At 69.4% G+C, this 19,284-nt stretch carries 11 protein-coding genes; 6 read left to right on the top strand and 5 right to left on the bottom strand.

From position 1 onward, the window contains the following. Positions 1-1,188 (top strand): neutral zinc metallopeptidase, encoded by a 1,188-nt coding sequence (locus tag ABZV58_RS00485; protein ID WP_354998050.1) that lies wholly within the window; start codon positions 1-3, stop codon positions 1,186-1,188. A gap of 140 nt (positions 1,189-1,328) precedes the next feature. Here the strand turns inward: ABZV58_RS00485 and ABZV58_RS00480 are convergent, their stop codons facing one another. The 4 genes from ABZV58_RS00480 to ABZV58_RS00465 all read right to left on the bottom strand — a co-directional run bounded on the left by ABZV58_RS00480 (position 1,329) and on the right by ABZV58_RS00465 (position 6,562). Beyond that, positions 1,329-2,630, bottom strand: coding sequence for an ammonium transporter (locus ABZV58_RS00480; protein ID WP_354998049.1), 1,302 nt, complete (start codon positions 2,628-2,630; stop codon positions 1,329-1,331). A 51-nt stretch (positions 2,631-2,681) separates the two neighbouring features. Then, a complete protein-coding gene (locus ABZV58_RS00475; RefSeq protein WP_354998048.1) occupies positions 2,682-3,371 on the bottom strand; it encodes a TetR/AcrR family transcriptional regulator in 690 nt (229 codons plus the stop codon). Then, positions 3,368-5,617, bottom strand: a complete 2,250-nt coding sequence (locus ABZV58_RS00470) for an MMPL family transporter (protein ID WP_354998047.1) — start codon at positions 5,615-5,617, stop codon at positions 3,368-3,370. Before ABZV58_RS00470 ends, ABZV58_RS00475 begins: the two co-directional genes overlap by 4 nt. A 120-nt stretch (positions 5,618-5,737) precedes the next feature. Beyond that, positions 5,738-6,562, bottom strand: a complete 825-nt coding sequence (locus ABZV58_RS00465; protein WP_354998046.1) for a hypothetical protein — start codon at positions 6,560-6,562, stop codon at positions 5,738-5,740. Positions 6,563-7,053: 491 nt separating this feature from the next. Between ABZV58_RS00465 and ABZV58_RS00460 the strand changes: the two genes are divergently transcribed. From ABZV58_RS00460 to ABZV58_RS00445, 4 genes are all read left to right on the top strand, one after another. Next, positions 7,054-9,984, top strand: coding sequence for a DNA polymerase III subunit gamma and tau (locus tag ABZV58_RS00460; protein WP_354998045.1), 2,931 nt, complete (start codon positions 7,054-7,056; stop codon positions 9,982-9,984). A 334-nt stretch (positions 9,985-10,318) separates the two neighbouring features. Then, positions 10,319-11,533, top strand: a complete 1,215-nt coding sequence (locus ABZV58_RS00455) for an acetyl-CoA C-acetyltransferase (RefSeq protein ID WP_354998044.1) — start codon at positions 10,319-10,321, stop codon at positions 11,531-11,533. A gap of 37 nt (positions 11,534-11,570) precedes the next feature. Further along, positions 11,571-13,721 carry a 3-hydroxyacyl-CoA dehydrogenase NAD-binding domain-containing protein gene (locus ABZV58_RS00450; RefSeq protein ID WP_354998043.1) on the top strand — a complete coding sequence of 717 codons (2,151 nt, stop codon included), beginning with the start codon at positions 11,571-11,573 and terminating at the stop codon, positions 13,719-13,721. A gap of 142 nt (positions 13,722-13,863) precedes the next feature. Next, positions 13,864-14,934: an esterase-like activity of phytase family protein gene (locus tag ABZV58_RS00445; RefSeq protein ID WP_354998983.1), complete on the top strand. Its 1,071-nt coding sequence runs from the start codon at positions 13,864-13,866 to the stop codon at positions 14,932-14,934. Between the two features lie 18 nt (positions 14,935-14,952). On the opposite strand, the gene ABZV58_RS00440 is transcribed toward ABZV58_RS00445, so the two are convergent. Beyond that, positions 14,953-15,414: a MarR family transcriptional regulator gene (locus ABZV58_RS00440; protein WP_354998042.1), complete on the bottom strand. Its 462-nt coding sequence runs from the start codon at positions 15,412-15,414 to the stop codon at positions 14,953-14,955. A 252-nt stretch (positions 15,415-15,666) separates the two neighbouring features. On the opposite strand from ABZV58_RS00440, the gene ABZV58_RS00435 reads away from it, so the two are divergent. Next, positions 15,667-19,266, top strand: coding sequence for a protein kinase (locus tag ABZV58_RS00435; RefSeq protein WP_354998041.1), 3,600 nt, complete (start codon positions 15,667-15,669; stop codon positions 19,264-19,266). The last annotated feature ends 18 nt before the right edge of the window (positions 19,267-19,284 follow it).

The following is a 19,284-nucleotide window of genomic DNA, read 5'->3' as shown; positions in this document are numbered from 1 at the left end:
ATGACCACGCCCCCATATGGTTACGGCCGCCAGCCGCACTATCCACCGCCGTACGGCCCACCCGGGTACGCGCCGCCGCCCGGATATCCGCCGCCGGGCTACCCGTACCCCGGGCACGCTCCGGCGCCCTACGGCCCGCCCGGCTATGCCGTTCCGCCGTATGGCCCGCCGGGATACGGGCGTCCCTACCCGCCGCCGCGACGCGGGGGCGGTGGATTCGGTGCGGTGCTGGGGGTGCTTGGCATCTTCCTGATGGTCGGCTCACTGGTCGCCGCGGCGATCGCGGTGGCGAGCAGCGAGAGCGAGAACGACCGCAGGACAACGGCGTACACGCCCAGCTACACCTATACCCCGACCATTCCGCCCACCTCCGCGGCGGCCACGACCACGTCGGCGGCACGGCCGACCACCAGGGCGAGCAGTTCGGTCCGCACCACTTCCGCGACGCCGACCAGACCCGCGGGGCCGCAACCGGTCGCGAAGCTCGGTGACCATCCGCTGTTCGCTCACGCGGACACGGGACTGAACAACATCCACTGCACGTTCTCCCGCTGGGCCCCGAACGTGGCGGCGGCCCAGGCGTTCTACCAGTCCGCCTCGACGTGCCTCGGGCAGATGTGGAAGGACCTGCTCGATTACGAGAATCTGCCGTTCTCGCCGCCGAACATCAGCGTCCCCGCGCGTGGCGTCGACGCGGTCTCGCCGTGCACCAGCTCGGGCGGCGACTACGCGGCGTTCTACTGCTCGATGAACAACACCATCTACATGCCGCTGGACAAGATCCAGACCAACGTGTATGGGGACAACTGGATCATCTACCTGACGGTGTTCGCGCACGAATACGGTCACCACGTGGAGGCGATCACCGGTATTTCGAAGCGCACGCACGAGGAGCGGTACAACGCTGGGCCGCGCAGCGCACGGGGCCTGGAGTTGTCGCGTCGCCTGGAGCTGGGCGCGCAGTGCTTCGGCGGAATGTTCATCGGCTCGTCCGCCTACGTCGGCTCGGTCACCGGAACCCAGGCCGAGTACGCAGTGCGGGACAACTACAAACGCGGTGACGATCCCGGTGACGCCCGCGACCACGGATCGAAGCAGAACTACGGTCTCTGGTACGAGTACGGCTACCGGAACAACCGAGTCCAGAAGTGCAATGCCTGGGCGGCCTCGGCCGACGCGGTGTCCTGAGCCGCCGTGCTGGTAGCCGTCTTTCGCCCCGGGACGTCCTCGAGACAGACCGACTATCGCCTTCGCGCCCGTGCGCGAGGATCGACCGCGGGGGGCATTCGGTCGGTCCGCGTGGGTGACGGCGACATCCGGTCGTCGGCCTAGCTCTCGTCCCGATCGTGCGGCGTGTGCCCGCCGCCGATACCGAAGTGCCCGCGCGGCGAATGCCCGTGCACCCCTTCGGCGTACGCGGTCTCCGCGTGCAGCGCGAAGTCGATGCCCGAGGTCTCGTCCTCCTTGCTGACCCGGAAGCCGATGACCTTGTCGATGCCCTTGCCGAGCGCGAACGAGACGCCGAAGGCGTAGGCCGCGACGACGATCGCGCCGAGCAGCTGCTTGCCGAGCTGGGTGAGCCCGCCGCCGTACAGCAGACCTTCCACGCCGCCGGTCATCACCTGGCTGGCGAGCAGGCCGATCAGCACGGTGCCGACCACGCCGCCGACGAAGTGCACGCCGACCACGTCGAGCGAGTCGTCGTAATTGGCCTTGAACTTCCAGCCGACCGCGAAGGAGCAGATCGTGCCCGCCGCGAGTCCGACGACGACCGCGCCGAGGGTGTCGACGTATCCGCAGGACGGGGTGATCGCGACCAGACCGGCGACGACGCCGGAGGCGGCGCCGAACGTGGTCGGGTGCCCGTCGCGCACCCGCTCCACCGCGAGCCAGCCGAGCATGCCGAGGCAACCCGCGACGAGTGTGTTCAGGAACACCGCCGCGGCCAGGCCGTTGGCGTTCAGCGCCGAACCCGCGTTGAAGCCGAACCAGCCGAACCACAGCAAACCCGCGCCGAGCAGCACGAACGGGAGGTTGTGCGGGCGCATGGCGTCGACCTTGAAGCCGATGCGCGGCCCGAGCACCAGCGCGAGCGCCAGCGCGGAGGCGCCGGAGGCGATCTCGACGACCAAGCCGCCCGCGTAGTCCAGCGCGCCGAACTTCGCCAGCCAGCCGTCCGGCCCCCACACCCAGTGCGCGATCGGCACGTAGACCGCGAGCGTCCACAGTGGCACGAAGGCCATCCATCCGGAGAACTTGGCCCGGTCGGCGATGGCGCCGCTGACCAGCGCCGCGGTCAGGATGGCGAAGGTGAGCTGGAAGGTGGCGTAGAGCAGTTCCGGCACCGTGCCGCGCACCGTGGTCGGGTCGATGCCCGCCAGGCCGACGTGGTCGAGGGTGCCGATCAGCCCGCCGCCCGCGTCGGGACCGAAGGCCAGGCTGTAGCCGAACAACAGCCAGGTCACCGTGACGAGCGGGATGGCGATGAAGCTCATCATCAGCATGTTGAGCACGCCGGTGGAGCGCACCATGCCGCCGTAGAAAATGGCCAGTCCCGGCGTCATCAGCAGCACCAGCGCGGTGCTGCCGAGCAGCCAGGCGGTGGCCGCGGGGTCGATGGTGGGTGGCATGGCGGTAACTCCTTCTACGCGGGCGTGCGTCGCGAAGAAGTTACCGAACGCTCACGATGTCTTCCGCCACTGTGGGAGGTTTTGGTCCAGCCAGGTATCGATCTCGTCCGGGCTCGGCGTGCCGCCGATCATGTTCAGCACCGTGTGCCCGAGGCAGGCCGCGCTCATGATGCGATCGGCGAGCTGCTCGTGATCGCCCCACGGCAGATGGGGTTTGGCGATCAGCAGCGAGGCGAGGCCGTGCGCGACGGTCCACATGTCCAGCACGATCGGCAGCGGATCGCCGGGGGCGATCGAGCCCTCCGCCATGCAGTCGCGCACGGTCGTCGCGAAATGCTGGAACGCGCCGCTGGTGAGCACCTGGTCCACCGCGCTGCCGCTCTCGGTGGGCCCGGTCGCCACCCGGTACTGCTCCGGGTGCTCCAGCGCGAAGCGCACATAGGCCAGGCCCTGGTCGCGCAGCCGGTTCATCGGCGACACGGTGGGGTCGGTGGCCGCGCGCAGAGCCTCGGCCAGATCCTCGAAGGCCTTGGCCACCGCCGCCTCGATCAGCGCGTCCTTGTCGGCGAAGTGCCGGTAGATCGACGGCGCGCTGACGCCGACCAGCTTGCTCACCTCGCGGATCGACACCGCGTCGGCCCGGCCGGTGCGTGCGAGCAATTCCACTGTGGCGGTGAGGATCTCGGTACGCAACTGGGCGCCGGAACCGCGCGGTGATCGAGGTCGGCGGTGAAGGGTCATGAACGTCCTGCGTGCTCCGGTTCCCGTGCGCTGGTGCGGTGGTCGACGTCCTCGGTGAGGCCGATCCGGTCGTGCAGCCTGGCGAGCGGCTTCGGCGCCCACCAGTTGGCCGAGCCGAGCAGGCGCATCAGGGCGGGCGCGAGCAGGGCGCGGATGATCGTCGCGTCGACCAGCACGGTCAAGGTCAGGCCGAGACCCATCAGCTGCATGAACGAGACGTTCGAGGTAACCATCGCGCCCAACACGATAGCCATCAGCACCGCCGCGGCCGTGAAGATCCGTCCGGTGCGAGCGACGCCGATAGCGACCGCGCGGTCGTTGTCGTGCGTGCGCAGCCACTCCTCGCGGATCCGCGAGAGCAGGAACACCTCGTAGTCCATGGACAAGCCGAAGGCCAAGCAGAACATCAGGATCGGCATGGTCGGCACCATGTAGCCCACCGCGGTGAAGCCGAGCAGGTTCGACAGGTGCCCCTCCTGGAAAACCCACACCATCGCGCCGAAGGCCGCCGCGAGCGACAAGGTGTTGAGTGCCAAGGCCTTGATCGGCAGCACGACGCTGCCGGTGAACAGGAACAACACGACGAAGGTCGCCAGCACGATGAGCGCGGCCGCCAAGGGCAGCTGGTCGCCCAGCGCGGCAAGCGAATCCGCGTTGACCGCCGCCGCCCCGCCGTACAGCGCGGGCGCGGGCGCGGGCACCGCCTTGACCGCGTCCAGCTGACGTTCGCCGTCCGGCGAGAAGGGATCGACGTAGCTGACGACGGTGAGGTAGGTGCCCGTGTCGTTGGCCATGCCGGGCGGCGCGATACCGACCCGCGCTCCGTTGGCGAAGGTGCCCGCGCTGGACAGCACGGCGGGCACGTCCGGAAGCTCGGACAGTCGCGCGGCGTAGGCGCCCACCGCCGCGGCGTCGCCGGTGTAGCCGTCCAGCACGATCGTGGTGCTCGCACCGGGGTCGGCCTGCGGGAAGTGCGCGCGCAGCTCGTCGCCCACCTGCCTGCTGGTCGAGGACGTGGGCAGCACCCGGTCGTCGGGGTAGCCGAACTTCACCGAGAGGAACGGCGCGCCGAGGAAGAGCAGCAGCGCGATGATCACCACGGCCACCGGCATCGCGTACCGCATCACCACCGTGACCAGCCGGTACCAGCCGGACTGCTCCGGCGGCACCGGGCCCGCGGGCGCCGGTCGGCGCAACAGCCGCCGCAGCGGGACGCGCAGGTCGAGCGCGTTGACCCGGTCTCCGAGCAGCACGAGCGCGGCGGGCAGGATCACGATCGCGGCCGCCGCAGCGGTCACGACCACCGCGACGCCCGCGTAGGCGAAGGATTTCAGGAAGTACAGGTTGAACACGCTCAGCGCGGCCAGCGACAGCGCGACGGTGAGCGCGGAGAACAGCACCGTACGTCCCGCGGTCTGCACGGCGCGGATGGTCGCCGCCGTCGGGTCGAGGCCGTTGCCCAGTTCCTCGCGGTACCGGCTCACGATGAACAGGCTGTAGTCGATCGCCAGCGCGAGCCCGAGCGCGGTCGTCATGTTCAGCGCGTAGATGGACACGTCGGTGACCAGGGTGAACAGCCGCAGGATGGCGAGGGTGGCGGCGATCGCGAACAGGCCGACGGCCAGCGGAAGGGACGCCGCGACCAGGCTGCCGAACACCAGAACGAGCACGATCATCGACAGCGGTATCGCGATGCCCTCGGCGACGGCCAGGTCACGGGTCGTCTGCTCGTTGACATCGTGATAGATCGCGGCGATGCCGCCCTGGCGCACGGTGATGCCGTCGGCGGTGCCGGTGAGCTGCTCGGTCAGGTCGCCCGCGGTCTTCTGGACGGCGGTATCGTCGCCGGTGAGGAACGCGGCGATCAGTGCGCTCGATCCGTTGTCGGTGCTGCGCAGCGCGGTCGAGAAGGGCGGCGGCGTGGTCCAGTAGGACTGGACGGCCCGCACGTCCTCGTGCGCGCGCAGGGCATCGACCAGCCGGAGGCCCGCGGCGCGCGCGGCTGGACTGTCGACGCCGTCCTCGGCGCTCACCAGCAGTACGAAGTTGGGGGAGGAGCCGCCGAAGTTGTCCTCGAGCATCTTGGCTACCTGCGAGGATTCGGCGTCGTCGGAGGTGAATCCGCCGGACTTCAGGTGCGCGGCGGCGGTGGCGCCGAACAGACCGCAGCCGATCACCAGCGCCAGCGCGGTGATCAGGATGGCACGCGGGTATCGCGTGGTCAGTCGTGCGATCCGATAGAGCATCGAGGCTCCCCTCCGTGAGTTAACGGGGTTAGCGTAACGCTGTTAACTCACGGATGTCGAGGGGCCGAGACGGTGAATCGACGCCGCGTGGCAATTCGCCAGCGTGCTGGGAATCGCCTCTCAGCCGCGGTTCTTGCGGGTCAGCGCACGCCTGCCGCGGCGGCCGGGGAGTGGCAGATCGTCCTCGACGGCGACCCATTCGGCGGTGGTGAGCCACAGTTCCTGCGCCCGCGCGTCGGCGGTGTCGTGGAAGACGCGCCGCCCGCGATCGTCGCGCAGGTCGCGCGCGAGGTTGGACCAGCGCGGCGGGCGGCCGTGCTCGTCGAGATGCTCGGCGAGATATCCGGTGACCAGCGTCCCGATCGCGTTGACCGGCCGCAGCGAGACCCGGTTGCCGTACTTGGCCGCGTGGAAACGCCTTGCCGCGCACAGGGATTGCGGATTCGCGTTGGACGCGATCCAGCCGGCGCGCTGGGCGCGTTCGATCAGCCACAGATGTTTGACCGCGTTGGGCGCGATCACGCCGATGCGCTCCCTGATCAGCGTCGTCACCGGCTCCGAGGAAAGGATGTCGCGGCGGGTCGGGCCGGTGCCGTGCGTCGTCCAGTGTTCGTGCGCGAGGCGGGCGAGCACGCGACCGAAGTCGTCGATGCTGCGCTGGGCGCGGCGGCCGAGTCGCTCGATGCGCTCGGCCTCGCGGCGCATCTCGTTCTGCGCGGTGAGGGTGCGGATCGCGGCCATGGTCGGCACTTGGCCGCGTTCGAGCAGTTCCAGGATGGCCGAGGCGGTGCACGGATCGGCGGCGGCCGCCACCGGCAGCGAATCGCGTTTGAGCGCGAAATCCTGGGGGCTGATCGCACGGCTGAGCAGTCCGACGGCGGCTCGATCGTCCGCGAAGTCGGTATTCGAGAGCCAGGCGGCGGCGATGTCGTCACACGACGGCACGGGGAACGTTCCTCCGATATACGCGGTGGGAGTTCGGCGATGTCGCCCTGGGGCCGGGAGATTGCCAGGTTGTGCCCCGGTCGGGATGAGGGACCGGCCGGGGTCACCAACCTGATGAAGGTTTGGCTACCGAAGTTGCCAATAGCCACCGTAGCCAGCGCCAGGGGTAACTGTCACCCGGGTTGACTTATTCGTTACCTCCGTAAAATTTCGATAAACCGGGGCGTGAGTATGTATTTCCGCTGGCTGAAAGTTGAACGGACGGTTACGTACCTCGGTGGACGGTCTGCGGTTTCAAGATTGCTGTCGAGTTGCTAATTCGTGAGAGGAACGAAGCGGCGGAAGAAGTCCCGGAGAATTCTGTGATCTATCTCACAATTTGCCGGGTTTTGCGACACTGCGCGTGCGGGTGCGAAGGTCCGTGGCGGGCTGTCGGTCGTGACCCCCCGGTCGCCGCCCGCTTTGTCGGTGGTCGCCGGTAACCTCTGGCCGTGGCTCTGTACCGGAAGTACCGACCGGCAACGTTCGCTGAGGTGGTGGGTCAGGAGCACGTCACCGACCCGCTGAGCATCGCGCTCGACACCGGACGGATCAGTCATGCCTATCTGTTCTCCGGTCCCCGGGGCTGTGGCAAGACCTCGTCGGCGCGCATCCTGGCGCGCTCGCTGAACTGCGTGGAGGGTCCGACCTCGCGGCCGTGCGGCGTCTGCCCGTCCTGCGTCGCGCTCGGACCGGGCGGGCCCGGCAATCTCGATGTCATCGAACTCGACGCCGCGAGCCACGGCGGCGTCGACGACACCCGCGAGCTGCGCGACCGCGCCTTCTACGCACCGGCCGAATCCCGGTACCGCGTCTTCATCGTCGACGAGGCGCACATGGTCACCACCGCGGGCTTCAACGCGCTGCTCAAGATCGTCGAGGAGCCGCCCGCCCACCTGATCTTCATCTTCGCCACCACCGAGCCCGACAAGGTGCTGCCGACCATTCGCTCGCGCACCCACCACTACCCGTTCCGGCTGCTGCCGCCCGCGACGATGCGCGGCCTGCTCGGCAGGATCTGCGAGCAGGAAGACGTTCCGGTCGAGGAAGCGGTGTACCCGTTGGTGATTCGCGCGGGCGGCGGCTCACCGCGCGACAGCCTCAGCGTGCTCGACCAGCTGCTCGCTGGCGCCGGGCCGGAGGGCGTCACCTACAACCGCGCGGTCGCGCTGCTCGGCGTCACCGATGTCGCGCTCATCGACGACGCGGTGGAGGCGCTCGCCGCGGGCGATGGCGCCGCGCTGTTCGGCACCGTGGACAGCGTCATGGAGGCCGGGCACGATCCGCGCCGTTTCGCCGTCGACCTGCTCGAGCGCTTCCGTGACCTGATCCTGTTGCGCGCGGTGCCCGACGCCGCCGACCGCGGCCTGGTCTCCGGCCCCGGTGACGTGCTCGACCGCATGCGCGACCAAGCCCAGCGCATCGGCCCCGGCACCCTCACCCGCTACGCCGAACTGCTGCACGAGGGTCTCGGCGAGATGCGCGGAGCGACAGCGCCGCGGCTGCTGCTCGAGGTCGTCTGCGCCCGCATGCTGCTGCCCTCGGTCTCCGACACCGAATCCGCCACCCTCCAGCGCCTGGAACGACTCGAGCGCGGTTTCGCGGGCGGAGTCGTCGCGCCACTCCCGCCCGCTGCCTCGACCGCTGCCTCCGCCGCCGACGCAGGGCCCGTTTCCGCTCCCGCGCCTGCCCGCGCACCGGGCGAACCCCCGCGTCGTCGTGGTGCGGAGGCGCTCGCCGCGCTGCGCGAGAACAAGACGCGCGGAGCCGACTCCGGACCGGGCGGCGGCGAAAGTGGCGTGAGTGCGCCCATCGCCCAGCAGACGACGGTTCACTCCGCGCCGGGCTCGGCCGATGACGATGCCGGTGCTCGGTCAGGACACCCCGGCGGTTCCGTACCCGTCGAGGGCTACACGAATGCGCCCACCTCAGGCGGCGGACCGGTCGAGGAGCGCGGCGCGGCGGTGGATCGGTCCGGGCTCAGCGATGCGGATCGTCCGGCGCGGCGGTCCGACGATCGCCCGGCCGGGCAAGCCGAGGGCTCGGCGGATGCGTCCCTCGCTCAACGGGACGTCGTCGGTGCGGACGCCGCCGCTGCCGGTGCTTCCGCCGAATCCGGGCCGCTTGTGCGCGGCGACGTAGGCGCTTCGGTCGCGCCCAGCACCATCCCGGGCGACACCGATGCCCAGGCAGCCCAGTCGGTTTCTCGGGTCGTCGAGGCCGACGACGCACCAACACGCCAGCCTGCGCCGAGTGATGGCCCCGCCGACGGCCGAAGCGCGGGTCATGCGAGGCCGGGCGGCGCGGAACCTCGGCCGGGGCGGCCCGCCGCTCCTCGGGATGCCGAGGGCTACGTGGAGGCGCCGACGGGGCGGTCCGCGAACCATGCGGGCGCGGCGGTCGCGCCCGGTGACGCCGCGGCCGAGGCGGGCCGTTCGGCCGACCGGCCCGCGACTCCGCGTGGCGCCGCGACGGGTCCCGCCGATCGCGCGGGATATGAAGCGCCGCAAGCGATTACGGATGCTACGTCCGATTATGGTCAAGTGTCCGGGGAATCGGTGGCGGGCCGTCGCGCCGACGACGCGGCGGGTGCGCACACCGCCGCGAGCGCCGAATCGATGGTCGCGGCGTTGCCGGACGAACCCGCGGGCGCGCAGGGGGACGAGCTGCTGAGGGCCGTGGAAGGGGCATGGACGGAGATCCGGGCCAAGGTTCGGGAGTTCGGGCCGACGGTGCAGGCGTTGCTGTCCGGTGCCTCGGTGGCGCGGGTCGACGGCGCGGTCATCGTGTTCGCCCATCAGCACGCGCCGCTGGCGCAGCGACTGTCGGATCCGCGCAATGTCGAGGCCGTGCGGTCGGCGGTGCGCGCCGTGCTCGGCGGCGACCACGAGATCCGGTGGGAGGCGGGCGGCGCGGCGCCGCGTGCCGCTGCGCAGCAGGCGAGTCGCGCACGGGGAGGCGGGCAGGCGGCCGGACGCGGTTCGGGCAATCCGGCGGGACGCGGTGAGGGCGGCCCGCCTCGGTTCTCCCGACCCAGCCAGACCAGGGCGAACGCCGCGGGTGACGCGCCCGCCCGGCAGCAGCGGCCCGCCGCGGCACCGCGGTCCGGCGACGACGATATCCCGCCGCCCGACTATCCCGACCTACCGGACGATCCCGGTCCCGGCGACTACCCGCCGCCGGATCCCGGCGACTACGAATCGACCTCCGGCGGCACGGGTTACGGCTCGGGCGGAGTGCCCGGCCCGTCGACTCCGGAAGAGGAGCAGGAAATGCTGGCCCAGGCCGCCGAACCGGTGGCTCCCGAGGCTCGCCACGACCCCGACGAGGTCGCCCTGGAATTGCTCAGGAGTGAGCTGGGTGCCACACGGCTGGATGGTTGACAACCACCGCCTCGAGCACGTTAAGTTAACCGGAGTTCGCACACGACGGTAGTATGAACGGGTGGCCGTGAGCTCCGGTGTGGCGGCGTTCTATGGTATGCCCAGGCGTACGGGCGTGTCCGGAACGTGCGTCCGCAGGTGCTTGCCAAGTTTTGTACAGCGTTATGCGGTGCGAGCGACGGGCCCGGAGACGGAACCTCGCGTCACCACGCTGGGCCTCGGGAGCACGGCAAACTGAATACGGACGGTCGGTCTCATGGCCGGTCGGCGAGGTTACCCGCGGCCGTGCCGCACAACGCGGTGCAGGCGCACCCCAAGGAAGGAACACTCCGATATGACCACAGAGGCCTACATTTACGAGGCCATCCGCACTCCGCGCGGCCGCGGCAAGAAGAACGGTTCGCTGCACTCGGTCAAGCCGATCGACCTGACTGTTGGTCTGATCCAGGAGCTGCGCAACCGCTTCCCGAACCTCGACGAGGACCGGATCTCCGACGTCGTCCTGGGTGTCGTCAGCCCGGTCGGCGACCAGGGCATGGACATCGCGCGCACCGCGGTGACCGTGGCCGGCCTGCCCGACACCGTCGGCGGCGTCCAGCTGAACCGCTTCTGTGCCTCCGGCCTCGAGGCCGTCAACATCGCCGCCCAGAAGGTGCGCTCCGGCTTCGACGACCTGGTCATCGCCGGTGGCGTCGAGTCGATGTCGCGCGTCGCCATGGGCTCCGACGGTGGCGCCTGGGCCCTCGACCCGGCCACCAACTACGACTCCTACTTCGTCCCGCAGGGCGTCTCCGCCGACCTGATCGCCACCATCGAGGGCTTCAGCCGCGACGACGTCGACGCCTACGCCGTGCGCTCGCAGGACCTGGCCGCCAAGGCCACCACCGGCGGCTACTTCGCCAAGTCCATCGTTCCGGTCAAGGACCAGAACGGCCTCGTCGTGCTGGACCGCGACGAGCACATGCGCCCCGGCACCACCGCCGAGGACCTCGCCAAGCTGAACCCCTCCTTCGCCGTGATCGGCGAGATGGGTGGCTTCGACGCGGTGGCGCTGCAGAAGTTCCACTTCGTGGAGAAGATCAACCACGTGCACCACGGCGGCAACAGCTCGGGCATCGTCGACGGCGCCGCGCTGGTGCTGATCGGCTCCGAGGAGGCCGGCAAGGCTTCGGGCCTGACCCCGCGTGCGCGCGTCGTCGCGACCGCCACCAGTGGCGCCGACTCCACCATCATGCTGACCGGTCCCACCCCGGCCGCCAACAAGGCGCTGGCCAAGGCGGGTCTGACCCTGGACGACATCGACCTGGTCGAGATCAACGAGGCGTTCGCCTCCGTGGTGCTGAAGTTCCAGAAGGACCTGAACATCCCGGACGAGAAGCTGAACGTCAACGGCGGCGCCATCGCGATGGGCCACCCGCTGGGCGCCACCGGCGCGATGATCACCGGCACCATGGTCGACGAGCTGGAGCGCCGCAACGGCCGCTACGCGCTGATCACCCTGTGCATCGGCGGCGGCATGGGCGTCGCGACCATCATCGAGCGGGTCTGACCCCAACCGACAGCATTTACCAAGGAGACACAGAGCTGTGAGCGAGACCAACATGATCGGTTGGGAGCAGGATTCGGACGGCATCGTCGTGCTGACGATGGACGACCCGAACCAGGGCGCCAACACGATGAACGAGCTGTACAAGACGTCGATGACCGCGACCGTCGACCGGCTCGAGGCCGAGAAGGACAGCATCACCGGCGTGGTGCTGACCTCCGCGAAGAAGACCTTCTTCGCCGGCGGCGACCTGAAGAACATGATGAAGGTCGGCCCGGAAGACGGCCAGGCCCTCATGGACGAGCTGGGCACCATCAAGGGCGCGCTGCGTCGCCTCGAGCTGCTCGGCAAGCCGGTCGTGTCCGCGATCAACGGCGCCGCGCTCGGCGGCGGCCTGGAGATCACCCTCGCGACCCACTACCGCATCGCGGCCGACGTGCCGGGTGTGCAGCTGGGCCTGCCCGAGGTCAGCCTGGGCCTGCTGCCCGCCGGTGGCGGTGTCACCCGCACCGTGCGCATGCTCGGCCTCCAGGGCGCGCTCATGCAGGTGCTGCTGCAGGGCCAGAAGTACCGCCCGGGCAAGGCCAAGGAAATCGGCCTGATCAACGAGGTCGTCGGCTCGATCGAGGAGCTGGTCCCGGCCGCCAAGGCGTGGATCAAGGCCAACCCCGAGGGCGGCGTGCAGCCCTGGGACAAGAAGGGCTACAAGATCCCCGGTGGCACCCCGTCCACCCCGGCCTTCGCGGCGAACCTGCCCGCGTTCCCGGCCAACCTGCGTAAGCAGCTCAAGGGCACCAACATGCCCGCCCCGCGCGCCATCATGGCCGCCGCGGTCGAGGGCGCGCAGGTCGACATCGACAACGCCTCGCTGATCGAGTCGCGTTACTTCGTCCACCTGCTGACCGGCCCCGTCGCGAAGAACATGATCCAGGCGTTCTTCTTCGACCTGCAGTCGATCAACAACGGCGGTTCGCGTCCGAATGACGTGCCGAAGAAGGACATCAAGAAGATCGGCGTGCTCGGCGCGGGCATGATGGGCGCGGGCATCGCGTACGTCTCCGCCAAGGCCGGCTACGAGGTCGTGCTGAAGGACGTCACCATCGAGGCGGCCGAGCGCGGCAAGAACTACTCCGAGAAGATCGAGGCCAAGGCCCTCTCCCGTGGCAAGACCACCGAGGAGAAGTCCAAGGCGCTGCTCGACCGGATCAAGCCGTCCGCCGACGCGGCCGACTTCGCCGGCGTCGACTTCGTGATCGAGGCCGTCTTCGAGAACACCGAGCTCAAGCACAAGGTGTTCCAGGAGATCGAGGACATCGTCGACGCGGACGCGCTGCTCGGCTCGAACACCTCCACCCTGCCGATCACCGGTCTCGCGACCGGCGTGAAGCGCCAGGAGGACTTCATCGGCATCCACTTCTTCTCGCCGGTCGACAAGATGCCGCTGGTGGAGATCATCAAGGGTGAGAAGACCTCGGACGAGGCGCTGGCCCGGGTGTTCGACTACACCCTCGCGATCAAGAAGACCCCGATCGTCGTCAACGACAGCCGCGGCTTCTTCACCTCGCGCGTGATCGGCACCTTCGTCAACGAGGCGATCGCCATGCTGGGCGAGGGCATCGACCCCTCGACCATCGAGCAGGCCGGCTCGCAGGCGGGCTACCCGGCCGCGCCGCTGCAGCTGTCGGACGAGCTGAACATGAAGCTCATGCTGAAGATCGCCAAAGAGACCGAAGAGGCCATCGCCCGCGGTGACGCCACCATGGGCAAGAAGCGGCACCCGGCCATCGACGTCATCGAGTACATGGTGAACGAGGGTCGTCCGGGTCGCCTGGAGAAGGCCGGCTTCTACGAGTACGACGAGAACGGCAAGCGGACCGGCCTGTGGGGCGGCCTGCGTGAGCACTTCAAGTCGGTCACCGACTTCAACGTGCCGCTCCAGGACCTCATCGACCGCATGCTGTTCATCGAGGCGATCGAGACCCAGAAGTGCTTCGACGAGGGTGTGCTCGAGACCACCGCCGACGCCAACATCGGCTCGATCTTCGGCATCGGCTACCCGGCCTGGACCGGTGGTGTGCACCAGTTCATCGTCGGTTACCCGGGCGGCCAGGAGGCCTTCGTGGCTCGCGCCGACGAGCTGAAGGCCAAGTACGGCGACCGCTTCGAGGTTCCCGCCTCGCTGCGGAAGTAACGACGCCGCGTAGGTAGTCACGCAACGGCGAAGCCCGCCATCGCTTTTCGCGGTGGCGGGCTTTCGCCGTCTCCGGGCCGGATTTCCGATGGAGTTCACCGCGCAGTTCGCGAGTGCCGATACCGTGTGGCTCGTGCGCAGCATGATCGGATTCCTTCTCGTCCTCGCGGCCTCCGCCGTCGCGCTGCCCGTAGCGCAGGCCGAGCCGAACGTGCGGCTGCTGGGTCAGCGAATCCTGCCGCACGGCATGGACTTTCACGGCACTGTCGTCGGCGGGCTTTCCGGCATCGACTATCTGCCCGCCACGGGCGAGTACCTGCTGATCAGCGACGACCGCTCGGAACGCGCACCGGCCCGTAGTTACACCGCCCGCTTCCCGGTCGACGCGAACGGGGTCGGACCGGTGACATTCACCGGGACCCGGCCGCTGCGCACTGCGGACGGCGGCTTCTATCCGCCGAAATCCGTTGATCCCGAGGAGATCCGGGTCGATCCGTGGACCGGTGACTACTTCTGGACTCAGGAGGGTGAGCGCGCGGGCGACGTGCTCGCCGACCCCGCCGTGCGCGTCGCGCGGCCGGACGGGACGTTCGTGGCCGAACTGCCGATCCCGGACAACGAGCGGATGCGGCCGGATTCCGGGCCGCGCCGCAACGCGGTGCTGGAGGCCGCCACCTTCGCCGCGGGCGGCGCGCTGTTCGTCACGGCCGTCGAGGGGCCGCTGCTCCAAGACGGACCCGAGGCGACAGTGACCTCCGGCGCGATCTCGCGCATCACCGTGCGGGCACGGTCCGGGCCGCTGCTCGCGCAGTACGCGTACCCGATGGAGCCGGTGTTCGCCGAGTCGCGGCCCGAGCCGGGGCGCGGCGGCAACGGCGTCGCCTCGATCTTGGCCGCCGACCCGCTCGATCCGACGAAGTTCCTGGTGCTCGAGCGCGCGTTCGTGGACGGCGTCGGCAACAAGATCCGCGTGTACGAGGCCGACATCGCGGGCGCGACCAACGTGCTCGACGCTGCGCTGGGCGACGCGCGCCCGGTCGCCAAACGACTGCTCGTCGACCTGGACGACGTCGGCCTTCCGGACATCGACAACATCGAGGGCATGACCTGGGGACCGCGGCTGCCGTCCGGCGAGCGGACGCTGGTGCTGGTCAGCGACGACAACTTCGCCGAGAACCAGGTCACCCAGATCGTCGCGCTCGCGGTGCGCTGAGCTTTCGAAAAACCGAGCTCAGTCGGCGCGGAGTTCTTCTGTCGCTTCGAAATACGCGTCGGCGGCTTTGCAGAAATAGTCGAACAGCAGCTCGCGCTGCTCGGGCGCGTATCCGGCGATGATCTCGCCGACGCGCCGCCGGGCGGGGGCCAGCACGCGATCCAGTTCCGCGGGCGTTTCGACCAGTTTGACGGTGATCTTGCGCCGGTCGCCCGGAACCGGGACCCGCCGCACGTACCCGGCCTCTTCCAAACGGTCGACCAGCCGGGTTGTCGGCCCGGTGGTGAGTCCGGCGCGCGCGCCGAGTTCCCCTGGCGTCATCGGGCCGCCGAGTTCCAGGATGTTGAGTGCGTAGAGATCGGTGGCGCCGAGATCCACGGCCCGCGCTCCGGCCTGTCCGTGCGCCATCAGCGCGCTCAGATAGCGGCGATAGACCGTGCTCGTCTCCGATTGCTCCATCGGCACCTCCGGCTCGATCACTTCTCCAGTGAAGAGAAGTCTTCGACGAAGAAAGAGCCTACAAGCCCGGCGCCCGATCCATCGCCGAATGCTGCCGACGGGCCCATCACAGGTCGGGACGACACTGCGGCAATCTCCACCCAACCGGCCCCGCACCGCGCTACGTTGGAGTATGCGCAGACAATTCGGACACCAGGTCGGCCCCGGTGCCCGATGTCGGTGTGTCCCACGATCGCCGGTGACGCCGATTCGATGTGCATTCGAGGTGGTCACGTGAATCCACAGAGGGGTTCGGGCAAGATGAGTCCCGAACCGGCCCCGGCCGATTCGAATACGCGCGGCATGGATACGCAGCGCGGCGTCGATACCCAGCGCGATACACCACGCCCCGAGCTGGCCGGCATCGCCGACGAGCTCGAGGCGATGGGGCTTTCCGGCGCTGTCGAGATCGGCAGGGGTGGCTTCGGCGTGGTGTACCGCTGCCTGCAAGTCGCGCTGGAACGGGTCGTCGCGGTCAAGGTGCTCTCCTCCGAGATCGACATCGAGAGCCGCGAACGCTTCCTGCGCGAGGAGCAGGCCATGGGCAGGCTCTCCGGCCACCCCAATATCGTCGACATCCTGCAGGTCGACGTCACCGCCAGCGGGATGCCGATCATCGTGATGCCGTACTGCACACACGGCTCGCTCGAGCAGCTCATCCGCGAGCAAGGCCCGCTCACCTGGGCGGATTCACTGCGGGCAGGCGTCAAACTGGCGGGCGCGATCGAGAGCGCGCACCGCGCCAGGATCCTGCACCGCGACGTCAAACCGGCCAACGTGCTGCTCAGCGGCTACGGCGAACCGCAGCTCACCGATTTCGGCATCGCCAGGATTCCCGGCGGCTTTCGCACCTCCAGCAGCCTGATCACCGGTTCGCCCGCGTTCACCGCGCCGGAGGTGCTCAAGGGCGAGGAGCCGACCGTCCGCTCCGACATCTACGGGCTCGGGGCCACGCTGTTCGCCCTGCTCACCGGTCACGCCGCCTTCGAGCGGCAGGCGGGGGAGCGGGTGGTGGCGCAGTTCCTGCGGATCACCAGCCAGCCGGTGCCGGATCTGCGCGAGCAGGACATCCCGCCCGATGTGGCCGACGCGATCGAACGGGCCATGGCGCCCGATCCGGCCGATCGACCGGAGTCGGCGTACGAGTTCGGCACACTGCTGCGCTCGGTGCAGGTGGAACACGGCCAGCTGCCCGACGAGATGGCGCTGCTCGAGCCCACCGTGTTGCTCGAGGAATTCGACAGCACGCGTCCGGTGGTGGAAGCGCACCCGTCCACGCGCACCCGTCCGGCGGTGACCCGGCGCAGCTGGCCGCTGACGTTGCGCCCCGCCGTCTCGCAGCACCCGGGCGGCTCGACCACCCTGCCGCCCACCGCGGCCACGAAATTCCACCCACCGACCCCGGCTCGCGATCCGGTGCCTCGACCCCGCCTGCTGGACATCCTGCGTGCGGGCGGGCGACGCAGGCTCGCGGTGCTGCACGCGCCCGCGGGATTCGGCAAGAGCACGGTCGCCGCGCAGTGGCGCGCGGAGTTGAGCGGCGGCGGGGTACCAGTCGCGTGGATCGGCATCGACCGCGACGACGACAACGAGATCTGGTTTCTCGCCCACCTCATCCAGGCCATCCACCGGGTGCGGCCCGACATCGGCGCCGGACTCGACCAGACGCTGGAGGAACGCGCGGGCGACGCGGTGCCCTACGCCCTCACCACTCTGATCAACGAGATCCACGAGGGCGGGGAGACCATCGTGGTGGTGGTCGAGGACTGGCACCGCATCACCGATCCCGGCACGCACCGCGCGATGGAGGCGTTGCTCGACAACGGCTGCCACCACCTGCGCTTCGTGGTGACCAGCAGGGAGCAGTCCGGCTTGCCGACCAGCCGGATGCGGGTGCACGACGAACTGGTCGAGATCGGGTCCGCGGCGCTGCGGCTCACCGTGGCCGAGACCAAGCAGATCTTGGTGGATCGCAACGGTTTCGAGCTCACCGAGGCTCAGGTGGAGCAGATCCACGAGGCGACCGACGGCTGGCCCGCCGCCATCCAGTTGATCAGCCTCTCACTGCGCGGCAACATCGACCCGGAACAGCTGATCGCGACGCTTTCCGAAGGTAGTCACGGCATTCGGGAATACCTCGCCGAGAACGTGCTCGACGCGCTCGAACCGCGGATGCTCGACTTCCTCAGCTCGATCTCGGTGACCGAGCGCGTGTCGGCGTCGCTGGCCGCCGCCCTGTCCGACGACAGCGAGGCCGAGCTACTGCTCGCCCAAGCCGAGCAGCGCGAGCTGTTCCTGCGGCGCATCGAGCACGACCCGGAGTGGTACCGGATACAGCCGCTGTTCGCCGAGCATCTGCGCGCTCGGCTGGAACGCACTCAGCCAGGGAGGCTGAAGGCGTTGCACCGCAAGGCTTCCCGCTGGTATGCCGAACACCAGCTGTTGCGTAAGTCGGTCGACCACGCGCTGGCCGCGACGGATTTGAAGATGGCGCTGGATCTGGTCGAGGGCGGCGGCATGGATCTGATCGACACCGCCCGGCTGGCCACCCTGCTCGGCACGGTGTCGAAACTGCCGGTGCAACAAGTGGCTTCGCGGTCCAAACTGCTGATGGCGGTGGCGCGGGCCAACGTGAACCTGCAACAGTCCAGCGCGGCGCGCAGCGCGCTCGGCAGGCTGTCGAACATGCTCGCGCGCGGCTCGTCCGGTGACGCCGACGTGATCCAGCAGCGGTGCGAAGCCGCAGTGCTCGCCGCCGCCGACCAGATCGCGCGCGATCACACCGAGGGCGTGCTCGACCGCGTCGCGGACTGCCTCGAGCGCCCCGACGAGCTGCCCGCGTGGACGGTCTCCACCGCGGCGAACCTGACCTCGTTCGTGCGGCTGTGCCAATTCGATTTCGACGGCGCCCGCAGCATCCAGGAGTGGGCGACCCCGTACCACGCCAGCTCGAAGGACCCGCTCGGCGTGGTGTTCGGGCTCTGCGGCCAGGGCGCGGCGGCTTACGAGCAGCTCGACATCGCTACGGCGATGCAGTGCTTCCAGCAGGCGTGGGAGACGGCGCGGCTCCGCTCGGGTCCGCGATCGCACGCGGTGCGGGTGGCCTCGGCGCTGCTCGGCGAATTGAACTACCGCCGAGGCGATCTCGATGTCGCCGACCGGCTGTTCGACGAGAGTCACCAGCTGGTCACCCGGATCGGGACGGTCGACTTCCTGATCTCGACGTACGTCACCGGCGCGCGGGTCAAAGCGGTGCTCGGCGATCTGGCGACCGCCGCGGCCCGGCTGGACGAGGGCGACCGGGTGGCCGCCGAACAGCGCCTGGTCCGGCTCGCCGCGCACATCCGCGCCGAACGGCTGCGGCTCGGTCTACCCGTGGAGTACCTGGCGCACGGCGACGGGCATGCCGAAGCGCTCGGCGTTGTCCATCACCGGTTGGTCGGTTCCGCCGCGCTCACCGCCGAGGCCGAGGAGATCGCGGGCATTCGCGGCCTGCTCGCGCATAAGCCGCTGCGCTCGGACGACACGGCGGTGCGCCGCGCCCGCGCCCTGCACGGCCGGATGCTCGAACAGGACCGTCCCCGAGCGGAATTGGACACCGCGCTGCTGCTCGCCGAATGCCTCGCCGCGTCCGGCTGGGTCGGCGAGGCCACCGGCCTGCTGCTCCCCGCCGCCGCCACCTGCGCCGAACTGGGCTGGACCCGCCCGCTCCTGGACGCGGGCCCCGGCGTGGTCGCCATCCTGCGCGTGCTGCGCTCCGAAATGCACACCGCCCCCGAGCAGCTCGAGGATGCGGCGCTACCCGCCCTTTTCCTGGAGCAGCTCCTGGACTGAAGGGCGGGCAGCGTCAGC

The sequence above is a fragment of the Nocardia sp. NPDC004654 genome (assembly GCF_040609595.1).
In the GTDB taxonomy this organism is placed as follows: Bacteria; Actinomycetota; Actinomycetes; order Mycobacteriales; family Mycobacteriaceae; genus Nocardia.
Note: the sequence above shows the minus strand (reverse complement) of the source record. Positions and strands in the feature narration are given on the sequence as shown.